Origin of the sequence: Streptomyces sp. NBC_00045, assembly GCF_045041095.1 — a bacterium.
Taxonomy (GTDB): domain Bacteria; phylum Actinomycetota; class Actinomycetes; order Streptomycetales; family Streptomycetaceae; genus Streptomyces.
On record NZ_CP108271.1, the window covers coordinates 7,332,149 to 7,355,846 of the forward strand.

Annotated in this window: 24 protein-coding genes; 15 read left to right on the forward strand and 9 right to left on the reverse strand. The window is 74.3% G+C overall.

Features of this window, described 5'->3' with window-relative positions:
• Nucleotides 1–31 precede the first annotated feature (31 nt).
• From OHA65_RS33845 to OHA65_RS33860, 4 genes are read left to right on the forward strand one after another with little or no spacing between them, the layout of a single operon-like run.
• Entirely contained in the window at nt 32–1,030 is a 999-nt protein-coding gene (locus tag OHA65_RS33845) for a hypothetical protein (RefSeq protein ID WP_327279937.1), read from the forward strand.
• Nucleotides 1,031–1,079: 49 nt separating this feature from the next.
• Complete coding sequence (locus OHA65_RS33850) at nt 1,080–2,357, forward strand: MFS transporter (RefSeq protein ID WP_327279938.1); 1,278 nt, start codon at nt 1,080–1,082, stop codon at nt 2,355–2,357.
• Nucleotides 2,354–2,479, forward strand: a complete 126-nt coding sequence (locus OHA65_RS33855) for a hypothetical protein (RefSeq protein ID WP_327279939.1) — start codon at nt 2,354–2,356, stop codon at nt 2,477–2,479. Before OHA65_RS33850 ends, OHA65_RS33855 begins: the two co-directional genes overlap by 4 nt.
• The gene (locus OHA65_RS33860) at nt 2,476–2,850 is read left to right on the forward strand and encodes a hypothetical protein (RefSeq protein WP_405763137.1); all 375 of its coding nucleotides are present in this window, start codon (nt 2,476–2,478) and stop codon (nt 2,848–2,850) included. Before OHA65_RS33855 ends, OHA65_RS33860 begins: the two co-directional genes overlap by 4 nt.
• 3 nt (nt 2,851–2,853) lie before the next feature.
• Here OHA65_RS33860 and OHA65_RS33865 read toward each other — a convergent pair whose 3' ends face one another.
• The gene (locus OHA65_RS33865; RefSeq protein WP_327279941.1) at nt 2,854–3,885 is read right to left on the reverse strand and encodes a medium chain dehydrogenase/reductase family protein; all 1,032 of its coding nucleotides are present in this window, start codon (nt 3,883–3,885) and stop codon (nt 2,854–2,856) included.
• Between the two features lie 165 nt (nt 3,886–4,050).
• Here OHA65_RS33865 and OHA65_RS33870 point away from each other — a divergent pair, with 165 nt between their 5' ends.
• The gene (locus tag OHA65_RS33870; RefSeq protein ID WP_405763138.1) at nt 4,051–4,725 is read left to right on the forward strand and encodes a TetR/AcrR family transcriptional regulator; all 675 of its coding nucleotides are present in this window, start codon (nt 4,051–4,053) and stop codon (nt 4,723–4,725) included.
• 56 nt (nt 4,726–4,781) lie between these two features.
• Nucleotides 4,782–6,317, forward strand: coding sequence for a hypothetical protein (locus tag OHA65_RS33875; protein WP_405763140.1), 1,536 nt, complete (start codon nt 4,782–4,784; stop codon nt 6,315–6,317).
• Nucleotides 6,318–6,386: 69 nt separating this feature from the next.
• On the opposite strand, the gene OHA65_RS33880 is transcribed toward OHA65_RS33875, so the two are convergent.
• Together OHA65_RS33880 and OHA65_RS33885 are read right to left on the reverse strand one after the other, a co-directional pair.
• Nucleotides 6,387–6,992, reverse strand: a complete 606-nt coding sequence (locus OHA65_RS33880) for a sigma-70 family RNA polymerase sigma factor (protein WP_327279944.1) — start codon at nt 6,990–6,992, stop codon at nt 6,387–6,389.
• A gap of 154 nt (nt 6,993–7,146) precedes the next feature.
• Nucleotides 7,147–7,860: a hypothetical protein gene (locus OHA65_RS33885; protein ID WP_405763141.1), complete on the reverse strand. Its 714-nt coding sequence runs from the start codon at nt 7,858–7,860 to the stop codon at nt 7,147–7,149.
• A gap of 212 nt (nt 7,861–8,072) precedes the next feature.
• On the opposite strand from OHA65_RS33885, the gene OHA65_RS33890 reads away from it, so the two are divergent.
• Both OHA65_RS33890 and OHA65_RS33895 read left to right on the forward strand, forming a co-directional pair.
• Nucleotides 8,073–9,281: an MFS transporter gene (locus tag OHA65_RS33890; RefSeq protein ID WP_405763143.1), complete on the forward strand. Its 1,209-nt coding sequence runs from the start codon at nt 8,073–8,075 to the stop codon at nt 9,279–9,281.
• Nucleotides 9,278–10,336: a sugar ABC transporter permease gene (locus tag OHA65_RS33895; protein WP_327279946.1), complete on the forward strand. Its 1,059-nt coding sequence runs from the start codon at nt 9,278–9,280 to the stop codon at nt 10,334–10,336. The genes OHA65_RS33890 and OHA65_RS33895 overlap by 4 nt, the downstream gene beginning before the upstream one ends.
• Nucleotides 10,337–10,359: 23 nt before the next feature.
• Here OHA65_RS33895 and OHA65_RS33900 read toward each other — a convergent pair whose 3' ends face one another.
• Entirely contained in the window at nt 10,360–11,604 is a 1,245-nt protein-coding gene (locus OHA65_RS33900) for an acyl-CoA dehydrogenase family protein (protein WP_405763145.1), read from the reverse strand.
• Nucleotides 11,605–11,753: 149 nt separating this feature from the next.
• On the opposite strand from OHA65_RS33900, the gene OHA65_RS33905 reads away from it, so the two are divergent.
• Genes OHA65_RS33905 through OHA65_RS33915 form a run of 3 tightly spaced genes read left to right on the forward strand, consistent with a single transcriptional unit; the run spans nt 11,754 to nt 16,104 of the window.
• Nucleotides 11,754–13,655 carry a CoA transferase gene (locus tag OHA65_RS33905; RefSeq protein WP_405763147.1) on the forward strand — a complete coding sequence of 634 codons (1,902 nt, stop codon included), beginning with the start codon at nt 11,754–11,756 and terminating at the stop codon, nt 13,653–13,655.
• Nucleotides 13,652–15,340: a class I adenylate-forming enzyme family protein gene (locus OHA65_RS33910; RefSeq protein ID WP_328764566.1), complete on the forward strand. Its 1,689-nt coding sequence runs from the start codon at nt 13,652–13,654 to the stop codon at nt 15,338–15,340. Before OHA65_RS33905 ends, OHA65_RS33910 begins: the two co-directional genes overlap by 4 nt.
• A 23-nt stretch (nt 15,341–15,363) precedes the next feature.
• Nucleotides 15,364–16,104 (forward strand): DJ-1/PfpI family protein, encoded by a 741-nt coding sequence (locus OHA65_RS33915; RefSeq protein ID WP_328764568.1) that lies wholly within the window; start codon nt 15,364–15,366, stop codon nt 16,102–16,104.
• A 75-nt stretch (nt 16,105–16,179) separates the two neighbouring features.
• Here OHA65_RS33915 and OHA65_RS33920 read toward each other — a convergent pair whose 3' ends face one another.
• From OHA65_RS33920 to OHA65_RS33935, 4 genes are all read right to left on the reverse strand, one after another.
• Nucleotides 16,180–16,986: an ABC transporter substrate-binding protein gene (locus OHA65_RS33920; protein ID WP_405758222.1), complete on the reverse strand. Its 807-nt coding sequence runs from the start codon at nt 16,984–16,986 to the stop codon at nt 16,180–16,182.
• Complete coding sequence (locus OHA65_RS33925; protein ID WP_405758225.1) at nt 16,944–17,810, reverse strand: metal ABC transporter permease; 867 nt, start codon at nt 17,808–17,810, stop codon at nt 16,944–16,946. The genes OHA65_RS33920 and OHA65_RS33925 overlap by 43 nt, the downstream gene beginning before the upstream one ends.
• Nucleotides 17,807–18,442, reverse strand: a complete 636-nt coding sequence (locus tag OHA65_RS33930) for an ATP-binding cassette domain-containing protein (RefSeq protein ID WP_327279953.1) — start codon at nt 18,440–18,442, stop codon at nt 17,807–17,809. Before OHA65_RS33930 ends, OHA65_RS33925 begins: the two co-directional genes overlap by 4 nt.
• Before the next feature lie 163 nt (nt 18,443–18,605).
• Nucleotides 18,606–19,289 carry a DUF4389 domain-containing protein gene (locus tag OHA65_RS33935; protein ID WP_405763149.1) on the reverse strand — a complete coding sequence of 228 codons (684 nt, stop codon included), beginning with the start codon at nt 19,287–19,289 and terminating at the stop codon, nt 18,606–18,608.
• A 169-nt stretch (nt 19,290–19,458) separates the two neighbouring features.
• Between OHA65_RS33935 and OHA65_RS33940 the strand changes: the two genes are divergently transcribed.
• Both OHA65_RS33940 and OHA65_RS33945 read left to right on the forward strand, forming a co-directional pair.
• Nucleotides 19,459–20,439: a helix-turn-helix domain-containing protein gene (locus tag OHA65_RS33940; protein ID WP_327279955.1), complete on the forward strand. Its 981-nt coding sequence runs from the start codon at nt 19,459–19,461 to the stop codon at nt 20,437–20,439.
• 87 nt (nt 20,440–20,526) lie between these two features.
• Nucleotides 20,527–21,165 carry an isochorismatase family protein gene (locus OHA65_RS33945; protein WP_329315427.1) on the forward strand — a complete coding sequence of 213 codons (639 nt, stop codon included), beginning with the start codon at nt 20,527–20,529 and terminating at the stop codon, nt 21,163–21,165.
• A 15-nt stretch (nt 21,166–21,180) separates the two neighbouring features.
• Here the strand turns inward: OHA65_RS33945 and OHA65_RS33950 are convergent, their stop codons facing one another.
• Nucleotides 21,181–21,531 (reverse strand): hypothetical protein, encoded by a 351-nt coding sequence (locus OHA65_RS33950; RefSeq protein WP_327279957.1) that lies wholly within the window; start codon nt 21,529–21,531, stop codon nt 21,181–21,183.
• Nucleotides 21,532–21,654: 123 nt separating this feature from the next.
• On the opposite strand from OHA65_RS33950, the gene OHA65_RS33955 reads away from it, so the two are divergent.
• Nucleotides 21,655–22,851: a Gfo/Idh/MocA family oxidoreductase gene (locus OHA65_RS33955; protein WP_329315429.1), complete on the forward strand. Its 1,197-nt coding sequence runs from the start codon at nt 21,655–21,657 to the stop codon at nt 22,849–22,851.
• 86 nt (nt 22,852–22,937) lie between these two features.
• Entirely contained in the window at nt 22,938–23,684 is a 747-nt protein-coding gene (locus tag OHA65_RS33960; protein ID WP_405763151.1) for a carbonic anhydrase, read from the forward strand.
• Nucleotides 23,685–23,698 lie beyond the last annotated feature (14 nt).

A 23,698-nucleotide genomic window follows, 5' to 3' on the forward strand; every position in this document is an offset into this window, starting at 1 on the left:
ACGCACACCCCACAGGAAGAGAGGCAGTCCCATGGCGCGAGGCGTCCTCCCCGAACGCGTGGTCATCAAGATCGGAGCTTCGGCCCTCCTCTCCGGGGGCCGGCCCGATCCCGTCAAACTCGCGGCCGTCGCCGACGCGGTGGTCCGGCTGCGCGCGGACGGGATCCAGACGGTCGTCGTCGGCTCCGGCGCCGCGGCCGTCGGCCGCACCCGGCTCGCCGAGGCGGGCATCCCGGTCGACCCAACGGCCCGGCAGCCGGCCGCCGCCGTCGGGCAGGGGCCGCTCTTCGAGGCGTTCCGGGACGCCTTCGAGGCGCGCGGGCTGATCGCGGCGCAGTTCCCGCTCACCCCGCTCGACCTCACGGGCCCGGAACACGGCGAGGGCGTACGGGCGGCACTGGAGGAGGCGCTCGACGGCGGCCTCGTTCCCGTCGTCAACGAGAACGACGCCGTCACGGGGCGGGGCGGCGACGTCTTGGCTGCCCTGGTCGCCGGTTCGCTGCGGGCCGCCCGGCTGCTCCTGCTCACCGACGTACCGGGCCTGTCCGAGGCGGGTCCCCGCCAGGACGCGGTCCGGCGCGTTCCCGAGATCGCCGTCATGACCCCCGAAGTGCGACGGCTCGGGGGAGGCCCGGCCCGCGGGCCTGGCCCGGGTGGCGTGGCCGGCACCTTGTGCGCCGCCTGGACGGCCACCCTCGCGGGGGTGCCCGTGGTCATCGCGGACGCCGGCACCCAGGACGCCGTCGTGCGCGCCGTACGGGGCGAGGACATCGGCATACTGGTGCACCCGCGCGAGGCCGGCGCGGCGTACGACGACGCGTACGACGACTCCTGGCGGATCATCGTGCGCGGCGGCCGGACCCGCCTCACGAGCGTGAACGGCCGGGTGGACGCCTCCAGCGCCCTCACCGGGCGCTCGCCCCTCACCCCTGGTCGCGGCCAACGCCCGCGCGCGGTCGGCGCGGTGGGCGCGGTCGGCGCCGTCCGCGCGGCCGTGAGGCCTTCGTACGCGAGTCCGTCGGCCGTCTGAGGCGTCGCCCGACGGCCCACTACCGATTTCCCTACGACTTGGAGACCCCTTGACCAGCAAGGCCCCCATGCCCAAGGCGTTCCGCCGGGTCTGGCTCGCCTCCGGCGTGTCGTCCTTCGGCGACGGCGTGTACCTGACCGCACTGCCGCTCCTGGCCGCCAGCCTGACCCGGGACCCCGTCCTGCTCTCCGCCGTCTCCGCGGCGGCCCTCCTGCCGTGGCTGCTCTTCGGCCTGATCGGCGGCGCGCTGGTCGACCGCTGGGACCGGCGGCGCACGATGTGGGTGACGGACTCCCTCCGGGGCGCGCTGCTCCTCGCCGCGGTGGCCGGGGCCGCGGCCGGCTGGCTCGGCGTCCCCCTGCTGATCGCGCTCGCGTTCCTGCTGGGCATCGGCCAGATCCTGTTCGACACCGCGGCGACCGCGTACCTTCCCGAACTGCTGGGCCGGGACGCGGGGCTGCTCAAGCGCGCCAACGCCCGGCTGCGCGGCACGATGGACGTCCTCGACGGCTTCGCCGGACCGCCCGCGGGCGCGGCCCTGTTCACCCTGGGCCGCACGATCCCGCTGCTCACCGATGCCGTGTCGTTCCTCCTCAGCGCGTTCGTGATCCGCTCGCTGCCGGCCGCGCCGCCGAAGCCGAAGGGCCCCGCGCGATCCCTGCTGAAGGACGCCCGGGACGGCGCCTCCTACCTGCTCCGCGACCCGCTGCTGCTCGGCCTCTCGCTGCGCCCCGCGCTCGGGAACTTCGCCTTCAGCGCCGGCGCCGCCGTATTCGTCCTCTTCGCGCAGGAGGAACTGCACCTGGGGCCGACGGGCTACGGGATCCTGCTCACCTCCGAGGCCATCGGCGGCCTGCTGGGCAGTCTGCTGTCCGGATGGCTCGCCGACCGGCTCGGCACCGGTGGCGCGCTGATCCTGACGGCCGTCATGCTGACGGCCGCGCAGACCTCGATCGGCGTCACCGACAGTCCCGTGCTGGTGGGCGTGGCGATGGCCGTACGCGCCGCCGCACTCGGGGCCACGATCGTGCTGTCCGGTACGGTGCGCCAGGTGGTGGTCCCCGACGAGTTGATCGGCCGGGTCTCCGCCGCCGGCCGCCTGATGGCCCTGGGCGCCGCCCCGCTGGGCGCCCTCATGGGCGGCTGGCTCGCGACCGTGGGAGGTCTGCGCGCCCCGTACCTGATCGGTGCGGGCTTCCTCGCCGCCAGTACGCTCGTCAGCCTGACGATGACCTCGAACCGCAAGGTCGAGGCCGCGCTGGCCAAGGCCGAACTGCTCCGCCGGGAGACTGCGGAGCCGGCCGTCACGGAGCCCGCGGCCACATGACCGTGCTGAGAACGGTGCGGAAACTGCGCCGGCGGCTGGTCCGCATCGTCTGCTGCGCATCGTGCGCCGCGCTGCTCGCCCGCGGGATCGTCCCCGCGCCGCACGAAGGGGTACGGACGTGAGCGCACCCTTGTGGGCGTCCGCGGGGGCCCTCACGCTGCTGGCCGGCGCACTGGTCGCGCTGCGCTGCGTGGCGGGGGTCGCGCGGCCGCGCACCGCCGGTGCGCACCCCGAACGCCCGCCGCTGCCCTGTGACCTGCCGGGGGCCCTGTTCACCACCGTGCTCATCGGATTCGGCGCCGGCCAGTTCGCGGCCGGTCTGCCCGTGCACATCGGACCGGGGCAGTTCCTGCTGCTGTGCGCGCCGTTCCTGCTCACCGCGGTCGTGCGGGGGTCGCTGTCGGCCCGCCGCCCGGAACACCCGGCGTACGGAGCCGCGGCCGCGCTGGTGGCCCTGGTGAGCGGCTTCCTCGTCGTGGGCCTGGCCCATTGAGCGTCACGGGACGAGGACGACCTTCCCGGCGACCGTGCCGGACTCGGCCAGGCGCATCGCCTCGGCGACGCGGGCCAGCGGGATCCGGGCGGCGACCTGGGCGGTGATCTCGCCGCGCTGCAGGGCCGTGAACACCTGCGTCAGGTCGGAGCGCAGGCGCGCCCGGAAGCGGTTCTTGGCGTAGGCACGCCCGGCCCACACGTTGAAGAAGTACGCGCGGCGGCCGTTCGGCAGCCCGTTCCACAGCCACACCCGGCCCACGAGCTTGAGTACCGGCCACGCTCCGGACCCCTGGTCGTCGCGGGTGGCGGCGCTGCCGTACGAGACGAGGGTGCCGCCGGGGGCCAGCAGCCGCCAGGAGTCCAGGACGCCCTCGCCGCCGACGTGGTCGAAGACCGCGTCCACCCCGCCGGGTGCCAGGGCCCGAACCCGTGCGGGAACGTTCCCGGAGCGGTAGTCGATCGGGGCCACCCCGAGGGCGCGCAGCGCGTCGTGGTGGCGCGTGGAGGCGGTGCCGATCACCCGGGCGCCCGCGGCGAGCGCCAGCTGGACCAGGATCGAGCCGACTCCGCCGTTGGCGCCGTGGACCAGGACGGTCTGGCCGGCCCGCACCCGGGCCTTGCGGTGGAGCATCTGCCAGGCGGTGATGCCGTTGACGACCGCGGTCTCGGCCTCCGCCGCGCCGACGCCGTCGGGCACCTCCACCACGTCGGCGGCATCGAGGGCGACGTGGCTCGCCCAGCCTCCGGTCTTCGTCAGGGCGGCCACCCGCCGGCCGAGCAGCCCGGAGTCGACGCCTTCGCCGACGGTCAGCACCGTGCCGACCAGGTCGTATCCGGGGACGAAGGGGAACGCGGGCTGGTCGTAGTACCGGCCGCGGCGCATCTGCTGTTCGGCGAACGAGACTCCGGTGGCCTCCATCGCGACCACCAGCTGCCCGGCTGCCGGAGCGGGGACCGGACCCCGGTGGAGCTCCAGGCCTTCCGGCTCGACCTTGCCCGGCAGAACGATCTCGACGCGCTCGACGGCGTTCATGACGACCTCCAGAGGGTTTGTGTTTCTCGTGTTTGTTAGAAGCAGTAACTAGAATGAGCACCTGTAGCGACAAAGTCAAGAGAGCGGCTGGTTCGATCGCGAGTGCCATTGCCGATGGTGATAGCTTCTAACTCATTAGGTGACGGGCAATGAGAGGTGGCCGGCATGACCGGAAGTGCACAGACCCCCCGCGAGCGGTATCGACAGCAGGTGCGCGAAGAGGTCAAGGAGAAGGCCTGGCAGCAGATCGCGGGCTCCGGCGCATCCGCGCTGTCCCTGAACGCGATCGCCAAACAGATGGGCATGAGCGGACCGGCGCTGTACCGGTACTTCGCCAACCGCGACGAGCTGATCACCGAGCTCATCCGGGACGCCTACCGCAGCCTCGCCGACGCCTTCACCGCTGCCGCTGCCGCCGGCGGCGATGCAGGAGCGGACCGGCCCGGACCTGCGGCGCTGGCGCGGGTCCTGCGCCGTTGGGCCCTGGAGGACCCGCACCGCTACTTCCTCGTCTACGGCACGCCCGTGCCCGGCTACCACGCACCGCAGGACATCACCGAGATCGCCGCGGAGATGATGTCCGCCCTGCTCGATGCCTGTTCCGCCGCCGCCCCGGATCCCGCCCCCGGCGCCGAACCCCGCGCCTTCGAGGACCACTTGGCCGGGCACCGCGAGTGGGCCGGGAGCCACCCGGACGCCCCGCCGGCGATCCTGCGGCTGGCCCTCGCCTTCTGGAGCCGCCTGCACGGTGTGCTGTCCCTGGAACTGGCGGGCCACTTCACCGGCATGGGCCTGGACCCCGCCCTCCTCTTCGAGGCCGAGGTGAACGCCCTGATGTGACTGACAACTGCCCCCGCCGGGTACAGAATTGGGCACGGTGACGGCGGGGGGCGCTGATGGGTCGTGCATTGCGGGTGGCGATACCCGTACTTCTGTTGGGTCTGTTCCTGTGGTGGGCCTCGTACGCCACCACGATCATCGCGTGGGAGCTCCGCAAGCTCCTCTCCTGGCTCGCGGCGCCGCTGCTGGCCGGCGCCCTCGCCGTAGTGCTGTGGCTGGTGGTGAGACTGCTGCGGCGGGGCAGGGCTTCCGCGGGCGGGGGCACCGCGGCGGTGGTCCTCGGATGGGTGGGCGGACTCCTCGGGCTGGGCCTCGCGGTCTGGTGGCTGGTGTACGGGGCGTACCTCCAGGACCGGGCGTACATGCAGGACGTGCAGATCGTGAGCGAGCCGGTGCCCGAGCTGGCGGCCAGGGCGCCCTATCTGGTCGGGAAGGCGCAGGCCGCGCCGCACCTCGGCGACGTCACCGGCGAGATCTCCGACATCACGTACCTGCCCGACTCGAACCGGTTCGCGACCCTGGTCGAACGGCGCGGCTGGCTGGCCGGATACGAGGTCGGCCTCGTGCAGGACATTCCGCTCGGCGGCAACGGCCGCAGTCAGCAGCGCTGTTCGTTCGACGTGGACACGGCCGACGCCCGGATCGGCGGTTGGTTCACCCACAACCTCGGCCGGAAGATCTCGGCGCAGAAGCGCTGGGTGCGCTTCGACGCCGACGACGCCTACGTGACCTGCTCCGGCGACACCCCGATCGTGGTCGTCCCGCTCAAACGCCAGACCGGGATCCTGGTGGTGACCGAACGGCCCGCCGGACTCGCGCTCTACAACGGCCGGACCGGGAAGCTCACGATCACCGCCGACACGGCAGCGGCGCCCGGCCCCACCTATCCGCTGAGCCTCGCGGCCCGGCAACGGGAGGGCGCCGCGGCGATCGGCAGCTTCAGCGACTGGTGGTTCGAGCGCAGCGGCTGGGACGCGTCCGAGGACGGAGCCAACGAGGGCAACGAATCGGAGTTCACCCTCCAGTACCGCGACGGCAGCGGGCGCAGCGCGTACGTCACCCCGCTCACCCCGCAGGGGGAGGCCAGCTCGGTCGTGGCCGTATCGACCGTGCCGACCCGCCACCAGGGCGGCGGACTCGCTCCGATGACCGTGCACCGGCTCGATCCGACGTGGTCGTCCCCGAAGGCGCTCGTCGAGCTGATCAAGGCCGAGTACCGGGACGTCTGCTGCTACAACGACGACCGGGTGTTCGAGGTCGTGCCGACCGGCGGCAGCACCTGGACCGCCACGATCGGCAGCGAGCAGAACATCCGGTACCGGGTGGAGGGAAGGGGCCAGATCGGCGGCCGCGAGGCCACCTGCCTGAAGTCCGCCGACGGGGCGCTCATCCAGTGCGCGTACGCGGCACCCGGTTCGCCGGAGGAACAGGAACTCCAGCGCAGGGAGCAGGAGAAGCAGAAACAGAAGGCCCCGGGCGGGGGCGGCCCCGATCCTGGCGGCGACCTCAGCGCGTACACGCCGGAGCAACTCGCCGAATTGCAAAAGCGCGTGTCCGACGAGGTCGTCCGCCGCCTGAAGGGCAGCGCCTAGGCGGGCTGCGGCTGCACGGGCCTTCGGGGCCGGGGAGGACCTCCACCCCGGCTCCGAAGCCCGGCGGGGTCAGGCGGCCGTGAGGAGCTCGATCAGCGAGGTGCGGGCGCGGGCCACGCGGGAGCGGACCGTACCGATCGGGCAGCCGAGCGCGGTGGCCGCCTCCGCGTAGGGCAGCCCCAGCACCTGGGTGAGGACGAACACGTCACGGCGTTCGGCGGGGATCGTCCCCAGGAGCTCCGCGAGGGCGATCCCGTCCTCGAAGCCGGGCAGGCCGCGGGGCTGGGTCCGTTCGGCGGCGGTCTGCCAGTCGTCCCGGTCCGAGATCTTGGGGCGGGCCGCCTTGTGGCGGAGGCTGTCGATGACGGTGCGCCGGGCTATCGACAGCAGCCAGGTACGGGCGGAGGAGCGGCCCTCGAAGCGGTGCAGGCTCCCCAGGGCGCGCAGGAAGGTCTCCTGGGTCAGGTCGTCCGCCGACTGCGGATCGGCGCTGAGGTAGGCCACGTAGCGCCGGACGTCGCGGTGCAGGGCGCGTACGAAGCGGTCCACCGCGTCGGGGTCGCCGTCGCGGGCGGCCAGCGCCAGCAGGGTCGTCGACTCGTCCGAGCCGCCGGTGTGGCGCGGCGACGGCGTCTCGGCGGCGGCGGTCGGACGGGGGAGCAGGGCAGGGGTCATCGCCTGATGTCCTTCTGGGAATCCGGAATCCGGGATCCGGCGCCGTGCACGCACTGCGTGGGTAGGCGGCCGGTGAGCGGTACGGCCTGCCGGACGGCAGGGCCGATGACCGAGGCGCGGAGCGCTGGCGTCGCGCGCGTCGGTGAGCCGGCTGTCAGCTGACAGCGATCCCGTGCGGTGGCCCCCGCGAGGTGATGGCGTGGACGAGCAGCAGCCCGTGCAGTGGGCGGGCCCGGAGGTCCGGGCGGGCCCGCAGGCGGGGCCGGTCGGCGGGTGCGGGCAGGCGCAGGGCCGCCCGCAGCGGTACGAGGAGCAGCCCGGCCAGGGCCCGCAGGACGCGGAAGGCGCCCTGCTCCCCGTACGCGAGCCAGAGCCCGCAGAGCAGGGCGGCGAGCAGGTGCCCGGCCAGCATGCCGGTCGGTGACATCGACACGGGGCCCATGTCGTGACCGGCAGGCATCGGCATCGGCAGGTGCATCGACATCGGCATGTGCGTCGGCACGGCCGTCACATTGACGGTCATCGCCCGCACTGCGTGGTGCGCGTGCTCGGCCGGCGCGTGAGCGGCCGGATCGGCGCAGAACAGGTACCGGACCCACCGCCCGGCGAAGGAGCCCCCCAGATCTCCCGGATTTCCCGGATCGACCGGCACGGCCGCCTGGGCCAGCGAGAACCCGGCGTGCAGGGCGGCCTGGACGGCGACCGTCGCGGAGGTGACGGCCAGGAGGCCGCGTTCGCGGTCGGCCAGGGACCAGCCGAGCACGCTGGTGGCGACCGAGGCCGCCGCAACGGTCCACCCGGGCACGGCCGTCCCCGTCATCAGGACGTGGGCGAGGGAGGCGAGCAGCACGCAGGTGGCTGCGAACATCGCAGCCCGTGCAGCGCGACAACATCGTCCCTGGGTCATGGCGGGCTCATCGTCGCATCCCTCCCAAGCCGGTCACAGAGGGGCGCCCAGAATTGGCATCACTGGACAAAACCCCATGTGTCACACGTCACAACAGGCGGCGGGAACCCGGCTGTTCACCGTCCCGACTCCTGCCCTGGACCGAAATGGCAGCTGTGGGAACGGAGTCGGAAGTGGCGGAGCAGACGACCCCGGCGAAGGCCGTCGGGGTAGGCGCGGACGGCCGGCTCACGGCGCTGCTCACCGCCGCCATGGGCTTCTCGATGCTCCAGCTGTTCCTGCTCGGGGCACTCGGCCCGCGCCTGGTGGGCGAAGGCGGCCTCTCGCCGACCGCCCTCGGTCTGACGACGACGATCGGCTTCGGCGCGGCGGCCGTGCTCTCGCCGGCCGGCGGCCGCATGGTGGACCGGACGGGGCCGCGCCGCTCCCTCGTCGTGCTGCTGCTGGTGTCCGCGGCGGCGCTCGCGCTGATCGGCGCCGCGCCCGGCCCGGGCTCCCTGCTCGCGGCCGTCGCGCTGGGCGGACTGCCGCAGGCGCTCGCCAATCCCGCGACCAACAAGGCGATCCTGGCGTCCGTGCCGCCCGCCCGGCGCGGACCGGTGACCGGGATGAAACAGTCCGGCGTGCAACTCGGGGCGTTCGCCGCCGGGCTGCCGCTGTCGGCGCTGGCCGGCGCCGTCGGCTGGCGCGGCGCGGTGTGGACGGCGGCCGCAGCGGCCGCGGCGGCGGCGCTCTGGGCGCACCGGGCCCTGCCCGCCGATCGGCCCACGAAGACGGCGCCGCCACGCGCATCGTCGGTGCCGAAGGGCACCACCGCCTGGCTGGCGGTGTTCTCCCTCTTCCTGGGCTGCGCCATCGCCTCGGTCAACACGTACGTGGCGCTCTTCGGCTCCCGGAAGCTCGGCATGGGACCGACGGCGGCCGCTGCCCTCGTGGCGGTGCTCGGCGTCGCGGGCATCGCCGGGCGGGTCGGCTGGTCGAAGGCGGCCCGGCCGGGCCGGGCCGAGTGGCTGCCCGGAGCGCTGGCCACCGGGGCGGTCCTGGCCGCGTCCCTGCTGGCCGCCGCCCTGTACGTACGGCCGCTGGTCTGGGTGGGCGCCGTGGCCGTCGGGGTGTTCGCCGTTTCCGGCAACGCCGTCTCGATGGTGCTCGTGATGCAGCGGGCCGCCCCGGGCCGGGCCGGGCAGGACTCCGCGCTCGTCGCCGCCGGGTTCTTCGCCGGGTTCGCGATCGGTCCGCCGCTGTTCGGGCGGCTGGCGGAGGCGGGCCGGTACGGGCCCGGCTGGCTGCTGGTCGCCGGGGAGTTCGCGGTGGCCGCCGCCGTCGCGACGACCTGGGCCGTACGGGACCGGGGCGGCCCGCGTACGGAGGTCCCGGCGTGACCCCGGCCAACTGGGCCGGGCGGGCCCTGGCGGACGTCCTCGACCGCGCCGCCCTCACCCGTGCCGAGACCGGCGACCGGTTCCCCCTGTACGCCGACCCCGACACCGGCCGCTGGACGACCACCGGCCGCGGCGCGTGGACCGGCGGCTTCTGGGCCGGACTGCAATGGCTGCGGGCCCGGCACACCGGGGACGCGGACGACCGGGCGGCCGCCGCCGCATGCACCGCGCGGCTGGCCGGCTGGGTCGAGGCCGACACCGCCACCCGCGGGCTGATCCTCTGGTACGGGACGGCGCTCGCCGGCGATGACGCCGGGGCGCGGGTGCTGAGGGCGGGCGCGGCCAGGGCGGCCCTGGCCGCGCTGGATGCCGAACTCGGTCTGGTGCCCTGGGGGTCGGCCTTCGGCGGCCCCCGGTTGCTGGCCCGGGTGGACGGAGTGCCCGGCACCGTCGCGCTCCTCGCCGCCGCCGGTCCGCAGGGCGCGCGGGCCGCCGCGTCCCACCTCCACCGCCACCTCGACCTGTGCCTCGGCGGGGGCGGACGTACCGTACCGGCCTGGGAGTTCGACACGGACGCGGGCTGGCGGGCGTGCCCGGAACCGTCGGCCGGATGGAGCCGGGGGAGTGCCTGGCTGCTGCTGGCGGTGGCCGACGCACTGCACCGCCCCGAGGTCGCCCGAAGCGCTCCGGACCGGCTGGGAGCGGCCGCCGAGCAGCTGGCCGACGTGTGGACGCGCCCCTGCACCCCGCTCGTTCCGCCGGCGGACGAGGCGCGGCCCGCGGGCCCGCTGGACACCTCCGCCGCCGCGATCGCGGCCGTCGCACTGCTGAAACTCGCCCGCCTGCCGGGCCGTCGGGCCGCGCAGTACGCGTACCGGGCGGCGGCGATCCTGGAACGCCTGGTGGGCGAGCACCTGACCCGGGGCATGCTGCTCGACGGCTGTTACGACGCAGAAAAGGGCATCGCGGTCCGGCACGAACTGGTGTGGGGCGACTTCTTCCTGGCCCTCGGCCTGGCGGCGCTGACCGGGCTGGTCGAGATCGGGGAGGTCTGACCGGCGCCGACGGCACCGGGCCCTCAGGCTTCCCGACCCCCGTGCGTCTCGTGCACTTCGTGTGGCTGCGGCGTCTCGTGCTCCTCGTACGTACGGAGCACCCGGCGGGCCACCGAGGTGATGTGGAGTTCGTCCGGGCCGTCGAGGATGCGGGCCGCACGGCCCGTACGGAACAGCGCCGGCAGCGGGGTGTCGGGGCCCAGCCCGGCCGCGCCGTGGACCTGGATCGCCGCGTCCGCGACCTGCTGGAGCATGCGGGCCGCGGCGACCTTGGCGAGCCCCACCTCGACGTGCGCGTCGAGGCCCTCCCCGATCCTGGCCGCGGCCTCGTGGACCAGCGGGCGGGTGGTGCGCAGCGCGAGCAGTGCCTCGAACACGTGCCGCTGGACGAGCTGGTGGTCGGCCAGCGGACCGCGTGACCCCGTACGGGAACCGCCACGCCGGCACATCAGGTCGAAGGCGCGCTGAGCCTGGCCGAGCCAGCGCAGGCAGCGCAGGGTCCGGCCCGTCCGGAGGCGTTCCCCGGCGATGGCGAGGGCCTGTCCACGCTGCCCGAGGAGGTGGTCGGCGGGCACGACGACCCGGTCGAACCCGATCTCCCACTGGCCGGTGGCCCCGAAGACCGGCAGTTCGCGCACGACGCGGAAACCGGGGGAGGAGGTGGGGACCACCAGGAGGGAGAGCCCTTCGCGGTCGCCGGGTTCCCCGTCGGTCCGCGCGAGGACGGTGACCAGATCGGCCCCGGCGGCGCCCGACACGAACCATTTGCGGCCGGTGACGCGCCAGCTGCCGTCGGGGAGTTCCTCGGCGCGGGTCGCCGTGGCGAACGGGTCGGTGCCCGGGGTGTCCGGTTCGGTCATGGCGTAGCAGGCGCGCAGCTCCCCGGCCGTCAGAGGTCCGGGGTACAGGCCGCGGACCCGGTGACTGCCGTGCTTCCCCAGCATCACCGCGTCCAGGAGCGAGGCGGAGCCCAGGGCCGCCGGTCCGTGGTCGCTGGCCCCTTCGGCCTCGGCGAGCCGCGCGTACCGGGCGAAGGGGAGCCCCTGGCCGCCCAGTTCGACGGGGTGCGGCAGCGCCCACAGGCCCTCCTGTTTCGCCCGGTCCTGCAACTGGCGCAAGGTCGAAGCGGCGTGGGGGCCGCCGGCGTCGAGCACGGGCTCGCAGGGCATGACGCGGCGCCGCACGAATTCTGCGATCAGGTCCTGCAACTCGCCGTCGGAGAAGCGGGGTTCGGGACAGGCCCGGCCGGCGAATCCTTGGTCGTGCACCGCTTTCCTCCAATGTGCCGGGAACCCGTGGGGACGACGGTCCGACTGTCTCCCCGAGGAACTGGTCGGGTACGCACCCGCCCTGGTTCCCGCGTTGCGCACATCCGGCGCGCCGGCCACCGCCGCCGCGTCAGGGGAAGAGGAGAGGCATGGCGTCACCAGCCGTCACCCGCACGGTCCGGCCACTGGAAGGACTGCACCTCGCCGCCTGGGGACCGCCCGGGCTGTCACGCCCGGCCATCGAGCACCTGGCGCTCCTCGGCGCGGAGACGCGGACTGACCGGGGAGCGGATCTGAGAGCGGATCCGGGAACGGACCCCGAAGACACGAGAGCGGGCATGGGTGGTGGCGCGGGCGCGGAAGGGAAGGCGGCCGGATCCGGTGACGGCCGTGCGGCGCACCTGCTCCTGTCCGGTACCGGGTTCGACCCGCAGGAGGCGTCCGTGCGCTGGTCGGCGCATCCGGCGGGCGGCATGGCCGACGAGGCCACCGTCCAGGCGGCGACCGGGATCATGGCCGTGCACGGGCGGCGCGACGGCACCCCCCGCGGCCTGGCCGTCGACTACGCCGCCACCGCCACGGGTGTACTCGCCGTGCAGGGGCTGCTCGCCGGGCTGCTGGCCCAGGCCCGGGGCGGCCGGGCCGGCAAGGTGACCACGAGCGCAGACCGGGCCGGACTGCTGGCGGTGTCCCAGTACCTCGCCGCGGCCGGCGCCGACGAGGGCGAGGCCACCGAAATCGCGCCCGGAGGACCGCCGTTCACCTCCGCCGACGGTGTCGTCTTCGAGCTGGAGACCCTGGACCCCGGTGCCTGGGCCGCGTTCTGGCGGTCCCTGGGGGCTCCCTTCGACGCCGTCCGCGCCGGGTGGCGGCCGTTCCAGTTCCGCTACGCCACGGCCTGCGCCCCCTTCCCACCGGCCCTGCACACCACGGCGCGCGCACAACCCTGGCGGCGGATCGAGGGCGCGGCCGCGACCTCCGGAGCCGAGGTCTGCCGGCTGCGGACCCTCGCCGAGCGCGCCGCCGAACAGGACGGAGCCCCGCCCTGGTCGCTCGCCCCGCACGCATCCGGCCACCGGGCCCCGCCCCGACCCCCCGGCGCCCCGTCCTGCTCCGCCGCTGCTCCCACCGCCGCCCGGCCGCTGGCCGGGCTGACCGTCCTCGAAGCCGGCCGCCGGATCCAGGCCCCTCTCGCCGCCCACCTGCTGGGGCTGCTCGGCGCCGACGTCGTGCGGATCGAGCCCCCGGGCGGCGACCCGCTGCGCGGCATGCCGCCCACCTGCTCCGGGACCTCCGCGCGCTGGCTCGCGCTGAACCGGGGCAAGCAGGCCGTCGAGGTGGACATCAAGGCCGCGGCGGGCCGGCGCCGGCTGCGCGAGATGACCGCCGGGGCCGATGTGTTCCTGCACAACTGGGCCCCCGGCAAAGCAGCCGAGCTCGGACTCGACTCGGCCCATCTGGCCGCCGTGAACCCCACCCTCGTCTACGCGTACACCGGCGGCTGGGCGGGTCGCGTCCCCGACGCCCCGATGGGTACGGACTTCATGGTCCAGGCCCGCACCGGCGTCGGCGAAGCCGCCCGTCCGCAGGACGAGGCCCCCGCGCCGTCCCTGATGACCCTGCTCGACGTACTGGGCGGCCTCATGGGCGCCGAGGCCGCACTGGCCGGGCTGTTGCTGCGCGAACGCACCGGTGCGGGCGTCCGCGTCGACTCCTCGCTGCTCGGCGCGGCCGACGCCCTCACGGCCCCCGCCCTGCGCCGGGTTCTGCGCGGGCAGGAGCCGCGCCGGCCCGCCGGATTCCGCCGGCCGCTGCGCACAGCGGACGGCTGGATCGCCCCCACGGACACCTGTGCGCCCGCGGCCGCCGCGTACGACCTGCGCGCCCTGCCCACCGGCGCGGCCCTGGCCCAGCTACGTGACCACGGCATGTCCGCGACCGCGGTCACCACCGACCCGGCCGACCTGCACCTCGACCCGCGCTTCCCCGGCTCGATCAGCCGCGACGCGCACGGTGCCCCCGCCGCCCCCGACCCCTGGAGCTTCGCATGACCGTCGCCCTGCACGACCTGCTGCCCGCCGGCCTGCGCCGCACCTGGGCGGTCGACGGGACCTGCCCCGACCTCGACCTCTACAGCCTGTTCCGGGCCCGGCAGATCGCCGACCTGCATGCCACGGCCGTCATCGACGCCAAGGGCAAACTCTGCTACACCGCCCTGGACCGCAAGGTGCGATGTCTGGCCACCGGCCTCGCGGGCCTCGGCATCCGCCCGGGCGACGTGGTCGGCGTCCAACTCCCGGGCGGGCGGAACGCGGTCATCGCCGAGCTGGCCCTGGCCGCCGTCGGCGCGGTGGCGCTGCCCTTCCCGGTCGGCCGGGGCAGCCTGGAGGCCGAAGCGCTGCTGCGCAGGGCGGAGGCCGTCGCCGTCATCGCGGCCGTCGAGCACCGCGGCGACCACCATGCCGCCGAGCTCCGGGCCCTGGTGGGGTCCCTGCCGGCGCTGCGCCACGTCATCGCCGCGGGGCGGCCCGGCACCGCTCCTGAAGGAACGATTCTCTTCTCGGAGCTGCTGCGCTCGGATCCGGCCGCCTTCGTACCGGCCCGCCCCGACCCCGACAGCGCCGCCCGGATCCTGGTGTCCTCCGGATCCGAGGCGGAGCCGAAGATGGTGGCGTACTCCCACAACGCGCTCGCCGGAGGCCGGGGCAACTTCCTGGCCTCGCTCATGCCCGACGCGACTCCGCCGCGCGCCCTGTTCCTCGTACCGCTCGGGTCCGCGTTCGGGTCCAACGGCACGGCCGTCACCCTCGCCCGGCACGGCGGAACACTGGTCCTGCTCGATCACTTCACCCCCGAAGCCGCCCTCGCCGCCGTGCGCGAGCACCGGCCCACCCACGTCCTGGGCGTCCCCACGATGGTCCGCATGATGCTGGACCGGCTCGAACACTCCGACTCCGACGGGGGTGGACTGCCCGCGCCGATCGCGCTGGTCCTCGGCGGATCGGCCCTGGACGAGACCACGGCCGAGGACGCCGCCCGCGCCTTCGGCTGCCCGGTCGTCAACCTCTACGGCTCCGCGGACGGCGTCAACTGCCACACCGGACTGCGCCACGAGGTTCCCGACGCCGACGGTACGGGCGTCGTGGCCGGCCGCCCCGACCCCCGGGTCGCGGACATCCACATCGCCGACCCGGACACGCTCGAACAGCTCCCCGACGGCGACATCGGCGAGATCATCGCCCGCGGCCCCATGACCCCCATGTGCTACGTGGCCTCCCCGGACCTGGACGCCCGCTACCGCACCCCCGAGGGCTGGGTCCGCACCGGAGACCTCGGCCTGATCGACGCGGACGGCGTCCTGCACCTCGTCGGCCGCCTCAAGGACATCGTCATCCGCGGCGGGTCCAACATCAGCCCCGCCGAGGTCGAGCGGGAGCTCGCCGCTCATCCCCGGGTACGGGACGTGGTGTGCGTCGGAGTCCCGGACCGGCTGATGGGCGAGCGCCTCGCGGCCTGCGTCGTACCGCGCGGCCCCGAGGCCCCCACGCTCGGCTCGCTGGGCGAACACCTCGCCCGCCGGGGGCTCGAACGGCGCAAGCACCCCGAGCGGCTGCTGGTGCTGGCGGAGCTCCCGCTCACGCCGGCGGGCAAGCCCGACCGCACCGCCCTGCGCGAGCGGCTGGCGCGGACCACGCCCCCGGCCCCCACCGCACCCCCGCTCGCGCACGCGGGCTGACGACACCACGACGGGACCATCGGATGAACCGCAGGAAACTGCTCCGGGCCTCGACCGCGATCGGCGCGGCCAGCGTGGTGGGGACCGCCACCGCCGCCACCGCCGCGGCGCCACCGCCGGCCGCCCCGAAGTCGGCCGGACCGCTGCGCGTGCAGGTCGTCATGTACGACGGAGTGGAGGAGCTCGACTTCGCCGCCCCCTACGAGGTCTTCTCCGCCGTCCGCCCCTTCACGGACCGCGCGGTCGACGTCCGCTACGTCACCGCCACCGGCCCGGGCGTCGTGTACGCCGCGTACGGGACCCAGGTCCGGGTCGAACACGCCTGGGCTCCTCGGTCGGCGGACGTCCTCCTCGTACCGGGCGGCGGATACGCGCGCCGCGACGGCCCCGGCGTGTGGGCCGAGATCCGCAAGGGCACCCTCCCGCGGAACCTGGCCGAGGCGGTCCGCCCCGGCCTCACCCTCGCCGCGGTCTGTACGGGAGCCATGCTGCTGTCCGCCGCGGGACTGACCGGGAACCGCCCCTGCACCACCCACCACAAGGCACGCCCGGACCTCGAACAGCAGGGCGGCCTGCTGAAGAACGCCCGGGTCGTCGACGACGGCGACCTTGTCACCGCCGGCGGCATCACCTCCGGGCTGGACCTCGCCCTGTGGCTCGTGCGCCGGGAACTCGGCGCCGACGCGGCGACGAACGTGGAGGCCGTGCTGGAGTACGAGGCCCGCGGCACGGTGTGGACGCCGCCCGCGCCCCGGCTCCCGTAGGCGCGGGAGATCGCGAGGGGCGGGAGGGCACTCCGGTGCCCTCCCGCCCCTCGCGCGTGCCGCCCGCGCCGCCCGTCAGGAACCGCCCATGGCCTTCTTCAGTCCGGCCGCCGCATTGCGGAAGACCGGCAACAAGTCCAGGTCCTCGCCCGGGTAGTTGACGATCTCGACCTGCTTGGCCCCCGAGTCGGGCAGGACCGTTCCGGTCGACATGTGGGCGTTGTCCAGGACCAGCGCCGGCTTCTTCCCCGAGAGCTCGGCGAGTTGTGCGGGGGTGACCGCCTCCGGACCGTACGTGCCGACCGGGGTCGCACCCGCCAGCTTCGCGGACCAGGTGGTGAACACCTGGCTCACCACGGCCGGGCTCTGCCCGCCCGGCCAGGCCCCCTGGACGTCCTTCGACAGCTTCGCGTACTCGGCGTCGAACGAGGTCGTCCACTGCGCCGCCGCGGCTCCGGTACCGAACAGCTGTCCCAGGCGGGCCACTTCGGCCCTGACCTTGTCGGAGTCGTTGTCGAGGTTCACCTCGACCAGTTTCGCCTTGGAGCCCGCCGCCTCCTTGATCTTCGCGGCGTACGGCTCGAACGGCGCGTACAGCACGAAGTCGGCCTTGCCGACGGCGGCCAGGTCGGACGGCTTGGGGTCGTAGTCCGGTGCGTGGTGCACGGACTGGGGCACGATCACCTTGACGTCCCGGGCGCCGGCGGCCTTGGCGAAGGCGCCCTCCCAGGTGGTGGTTACCACGACGACGGGTTTGCCGCCCTCGTGAGCGGGTGCGCCGTCCTTCGACGCAGTGCCGTCGCCCTCCGCGCAGCCGGTGACGAGGGCGAGGGCCGCACTCAGTGCGAGGAGGGAAGCGAATCGGACGCGGGTGCGCGCCATGTGCTGGTGCTCCGTTCGGGGACGAGGTGGACCGCGAGGACGAGCGTCCCCGCGGTGAGGACGAGGACCGGCCCGGGCGGCCAGTCGAGCCGGAGGGCGACGAGGAACCCGGTCAGGTTCACGGCCACTCCGATGCCGACCGCCCACAGGGTGATGGACCGCAGTGAAGTGCCCAGGCGGCGTGCCGCGAGGGCCGGGAGCAGGGTGAGGGCGTCGACCAGCAGCGCGCCGGTGAGCTTGATCGCCCCGGCGACCGCCACCGCGACCAGGACCAGCAGCACCACGGTCAGCGCCCGGACGGGAACGCCGGAACACTGGGCGAGTTCACGGTCGTACAGCAGCAGGGCCACATCGCGCCGCCGCCACCAGAACAGCCCGGGTACCAGGGCCGCCAGCGCACCGAGCACCACGAGATCGGCGGTGCCCACCGACAGGATCGACCCCCACAGCAGGGCGAACGCCCCGGAGGCGTTGACCCCCGACACGGCCAGGACGAGCAGCGCGGCGGCGATGGCAAGGCTCATCAGCAGGCCCATCGCCCCGGACAGCCCGTTCGGGGTCCGGGCGAGCGGAGCGACCCCCGCGCCGGCCAGCGCACAGGCCACCAGCGCGCACAGCATCGGGTCGAGCCCGGTCAGCAGCCCGATCGCGATGCCCAGCAGCGCGACGTGCATCATCGCGAAGCGCACCGGCATGATGTCGAGGCCGACGATGACCACCCCGATCACCGGGAGGCCGACCGCCGCCAGCAGCAGGGCGAAGCCGGCCCGCTGCACGGGGACCAGCTGGAGCAGTTCGCCGAGACCGGCGGACGCGAGGATCACACGACCTCCCGCAGCCGGCCCGCGGCCATCTCCAGTACGCGGTCACAGCGCTCCGCGAGTGCCCGGTCGTGCGTCACCACGACGAGGGTCACCGGCAGGGCGGCCAGTACGTCGGCCGCCTCCTCCTGGCCGCCGAAGTCCAACGCGGCGGTCGGCTCGTCGGCCAGCAGCACCTCGGCCCCGGCGGCGACCGAACCGATCGCCCGGGCCAGGTACATCCGCTGGAGCTGGCCGCCGGACAGGGTGTGCAGCGGCCGCCCGAGCAGCGCGCCGACGCCCAGCTTCCGTGCCGCCTCGGCGGCCTCGGCCGGCGCGCCGCCGCTGGCCAGCAGTTCGTCACCGAGCAGCGGGAACCGGCCGGCGGCCGGCTTCTGCGGGATCCAGGCGCAGCTCCGGCGCCGCCAGGCCCACTCCGCGGCCGAGCCGGTGCCCCGGCCGCCGACCAGGATGCTCCCGGACACCTGGCGGTGCAGCCCGAGGACCGCGCGCAGCAGCGTGGTCTTGCCCGAGCCGTTGGTCCCGGTCAGCGCGACGCGCTCGCCCGCCGCGATCTCCAGGTCCACGTGGGACACCGCCTCGACGCGGCCGTGGCGGCAGGCGACCCCCCGCATGCGTACGTCCAGTCCGCCCATCCGTCGCCCTCCCGTTGCCGAATTCGGGTGCCGGGTGGCTCCCCCGCACTCGGAGTTGGTCGGACGGCGGGTCGCTCCGGTTCCGGCCGGGTCGTTCCGGTTCTGGCCGGGTCGTTCCGGTCCGGTCGTTCCGGTCCGGTCGGGCGGGTCCGGTTCGGTCGGGTCAGGTCCGGCTCGGTCCGGGCGAGGTGGCCGGCGCCGGAGCCGGGTCGTCGCCGCCCATGTCGAGCCGGAACGGCGGGTACTCGTCCGTCATCAGCGCGGCGTACGCGGCGACCCGCAGCACCCACCGGTGCAGCCCCACCACCAGGTCGAACAGGTCGCGCGGGTACTTCTCGGTGAAGGCCAGCGTCACCGCGGCGATGAGGGCCAGCAGCATGATCAGACCGCCGCCGCCGCACCAGCCGCGGTGCATGGCCCCGGTGAAGAAGGAGACGATCAGGTACTGCGGGATCGCCAGCAGCCACCACTTCACCAGGACCAGCGGCCGGGACAGGCGTTCGGGGTAGGCGATCTCAAGGCGTGCCGGATAGCCGGGCTCCGGCCCGAGGCTGAAGGGCGGGTACCGGTCGGTCGCGAGCGCGCCGTACGAGTAGTACGAGACCCGCCACGACCAGCGGAGCACTCCGACGTTGAAGTCGAACAGGCCGCGTGGGTAGCGCTCGGTGAACAGGATGGCGAAGAAGGCGATCAGGCTGACGACGACGAAGGCGATCCACAGCAAGACCAGCACGACGTAGTGCGGGATCACCAGGATCCACTTGACCAACCAGAGCCACCGCGACAGCGGAGCGTCGAGTTCGGCGTTCACCCTGACCGAGCGGTGGGATGGAGCGTTCGCGGACATGTCGTTCACCGTCCCGTGCCCGTGTGCGGCGTCGTGAGCCCTCCGGACCTTGCGTTCTCCATCATCCGCGCCGTGGGGACCGCCCTCCAGTCGGGCCCCGGCGCCCGGTGTCCGGATGTGACAGACAACCGTCATTGCGGACGTCCGGCCCTGCGCCCAGGATGGACGCATGTCCACGCCCCACCGCGTCGTGATCGCGGTCTTCCCCGATGTCGACCTGCTCGACGTCACCGGCCCCGCCGAGGTCTTCGCCCTCGCGAGCCGGGAGGCCGGACGCAGGCTGTACGACGTGCGCCTGGCGGGGCCGGACGGCGGCCACGTCAGCACCTCGGCCGGCGTCCGGCTGGTCACCGACCTGTCGTTCGCCGAGGTCGGCGCCGCCGTGGACACCCTCGTGGTGCCCGGCGCCGTCGAGGCAGCCGAGGACGGCCCGGTCGCCCGCGTCGACGACGAGGTGGTGCGCTGGATCGCCGCCACCGCCCCGTACGCCGGTCGGGTGGCGTCGGTGTGCGTCGGCGCCCACCTGCTGGCCGCGGCCGGTCTGCTGGACGGGCGCCGGGCCACCACCCACTGGTCCACCGCCGCCCAGCTGGCGGCCGAACACCCGCGGGTCGAGGTCGACCCGGACCCGATCTTCGTGCGGTCGGGCCGGGTGTGGACCGGGGCCGGGATCAGCGCCTGCATGGACCTGACCCTGGCCCTGGTGGCAGAGGACCACGGCGAGGAACTGGCCCTCGCGGTCGCCCGGCAGCTGGTCATGTACCTCAAGCGGCAGGGCGGCCAGAGCCAGTTCAGCGTTCCGCTCAGCCGCCCGGCCGCCTCCCGCAGGGACATCGACGCACTGCGGGCCCACATCACCGAAAACCTCGCTGCGGACCTGTCCGCCGCCGCGCTCGCGGCCCGGATGTGCATGAGCGAGCGGCATTTCGCCCGGACCTTCCGCAAGGAGCTGGGCACCAGCCCCGCCGCGTACGTGGAAGCGGTACGGGTCGAAGCCGCCCGCAGGCTGCTGGAAACCACCGACGAGCCCCTGGAACAGGTCGCCGCGGCCTCCGGCCTGGGCTCGGTGGAGACCCTGCACCGGGCCTTCCGCAAGCAGATCGCCACGACCCCGGCCGCCTACCGGCGCCGGTTCCGCACCGCGCACTGACCCGCTCGCCCCACCGCCCGCCCGGCGTAGCCGCGCCGGAGCCGCGGCTTCGCCGTGCCCACTTCCCGACCCGAAGGACGGTTCACCATGTCCGCATCCACCACGCCCACGCCCGCGTCCACCACGCCGCCGTCTGCCACGCTGCGCGAGCTCTTCGGCCTCCCCGGCGCGCTGCCCCGGTTGGCCGAGTCCACCCTCGTCATGATCGACTTCCAGAACACCTACCGGTCCGGTGCGCTGGCCCTGGAGGGGGCCGAGCCGGCCCTCGCGGCGGGCGCCCGCCTGCTGGCCGCGGCCCGGGCCGACGGCAGGCCGGTCGTCCACGTCGTCAACGACGCCGGCGAGGGGACCCTGTACGACATCCGGGCCGAGACCGGTGCCATCAGCGCGGAGGTCGCGCCGCGGGACGGCGAACCGGTCGTGGTCAAGCAGGTCCCGAACGCCTTCCACGCCACCGAACTGGAGAAGACCCTGCGGGAGCTGGGCGCCGGCCCCGACCTGGTGATCGCCGGATTCATGACCCACATGTGCGTCACGTTCACCGCCCAGGGCGCCTTCTACCTCGGCTACCGGCCCTGCGTGGTCGCCGAGGCCACCGCGACGCGCGCACTGACCGCGCCCGACGGGACGCCGGTGCCCGCCGCCGCCCTCCAGTCGGCGAGCCTCACCACGATCGCCGACCTCTTCGGCACGGTCGCCCCGACCGTCGAGGCGCTCCTGGCGTGACGACTGCCCCGGGGGTCAGTGGACGACGCTGAAGCTGCGCCAGGGGAGGCTGACCGGGGCCGTCACGTTCGACAGCGTGGTGGCGACGTAGATGCCGTCCGCCCCCTTGGGCTCCTCGCAGTTCTCCGTCCGGTACAAGATGATGTCGACGAGCGTGTTGTTCTCGACGTGCGTGGCGCCCTTCGGTAGGACGATCTTGTGGCACCCCTGCACCGGAGTGTTGGAGTAGCTCAGGAAGGCCGGCGAGTCGTTGCCGCGGAAGGTGAGCACGCCGACGGTGCTCCGGCCCATGCCCGAGCAGGCCGTTGCCGTCAGCAGCAGTGCTGCGGCCGCGGTGATGACGCCGATACGCCGGCTGTGGGACATGGCGCGGTCCTCGTCTGTGCGGTGGTGGCTGACCTTGCCCACAGCCTGCCCCGGCGCGGCGCGGGCGGCATCCGGTGCTCGGCCGGGCGGATGAACGCGGCGGCGGGGGGAAGGGAGTCGGCCATGACCGACCTTCGCATCGGCGTCCTCGGATACGGGCTGCGCGGCAGCCTCGCCCGCACGGCACACCGGCCCGGCCGCGGCGCGGTCGTCACCACCGTCGCGGATCCCGATCCGCGGGCCCGGGCGGCGGCCGCCGCGGCCTTCCCCGGGGCGCAGGTGAGCGCCGATCCCCGGGCGGTGACCGAAGGCCCCGGCATCGATGCCGTCCTCGTCCTGACCCCCGACCACACCCACGCCGACCTGGCCTGCCGGACGCTCGTCGCCGGCAGGCCGGTCTTCGTCGAGAAGCCGCTCGACATCTGCGTGGAGCGCTGCGACGAGATCCTGAGCACCGCCCGGGCGACGGGCACCCGCCTCTACGTCGGGCACAACATGCGGCACATGCCCGTGGTGCGCACGATGCGCGGGCTGATCGCCGCCGGGGCGATCGGCCGGGTCAGGACGGTGTGGGTACGGCACTTCGTGGGCTACGGCGGCGACTGGTACTTCAAGGACTGGCACGCCGAACGCCGGTACACCACGGGCCTGCTGCTCCAGAAGGCCGCGCACGACATCGACGTACTGCACTGGCTGGCCGGCGCCTACACCGACGACGTCCAGGCGATGGGCGACCTCATGGTCTACGGGGACAACCCGCACCGCCGCGCCCCCGGCGAGCCCAAGAGCGACGACTGGTACACCGAGGAGGGCCATTGGCCCCCGGACACCCAGCGTGGCCTCAACCCGGTCATCGACGTCGAGGACGTCTCACTGCTCAACCTGCGCCTCGCCAACGGGGTCCTCGCCGCCTACCAGCAGTGCCATTTCACCCCCGACTACTGGCGCAACTACACCGTCATCGGGGACGCCGGCCGCCTGGAGAACTTCGGCGACGGCCCGGGCGCTGAGGTCCGCGTCTGGAACAGCCGGCGCTCCGGATACCGGGCCGCACCCGACGCCACCCGCACCGTCCCGCCCGCGGCGGCCGGGGGCGGGCACGGCGGCGCCGACCCGCTGCTGATCGACGAGTTCCTGCGCTTCGCCCGCCACGGCGGAGCGACGGACACCTCACCGGTCGCCGCCCGGATGGCGGTCGCGGTGGGCTGCCTGGCGACGGAATCCCTGCGCGCCGGGGGCACGCCCCGGCGGGTGCCGCCGCTCGATCCGGCCCTGGTGGCGTACTTCGACCGGGGCCAGGTTCCTGCCGGGCACCACTGACCCGCCCCCGGGGATGTTTGTCCAAGAGTTCCCCAAAGGCGGGCCTGTCTCCGGATCCCCGACCCGGCGGGCCCTACCTTGCCCGCATGAGCGTCCTTGCCGAGCGTCACCCGGCCGACGGGATTCCGGGGCGGCGCGCTCTGGTGCGGAGTGCGCTGACCGGGGCCGTGGCCCTGGGTGCCGGGCTGGTGTCCGGGGGCGGCTCCACCGGTGGCGGTGCCCCCCGGACCGGCGCGTACGGTCCGCGGCCCGGCACGCCCGAGGCGGCGCTGAGCGAGCTGGCGGCCGGCAACATCCGCTGGCGGACCTTCCACGAGCGGCATCCCGACGCCACCCGGACCGTACGGCAGGCGCTCGTCGGGGGACAGCACCCGTTCGCCGTCATCCTGGGCTGTGTGGACTCCCGGGTCCCGCCCGAGCTGGTCTTCGACCAGGGGCTGGGCGATCTGATGACCGTACGGTCGGCCGGCGAGGTGCTGGACGACGCGGTGCTCGGAAGCATCGCGTTCGGTGTCGTGGAGCTGGGCATCCCGCTGGTGGTCGTCCTCGGGCACCAGTCCTGCGGGGCCGTGACGGCCGCCGTGCGCGCCGCCGAGGGGCTGGAGCAGCTGCCGGGACACCTGCGCTACCTGGCGCAGCAGATCCGTCCGGCCGTCGACCGTAGGCTGCGCCGGGACGCGCGCGTGGATGCCGCGGTCACCCAGAACGTACGGCTCGTCCGCTCCAGGCTGGCGGCGGAGCCCGATCTCGCGGCCCGCATCGAGGCCGGGAGCCTGGCCGTGGTCGGAGCGAGGTACGAACTCACCAGCCAGCGGGTGCGCCGGATCCGCTGAGCGGCGGATCCGGT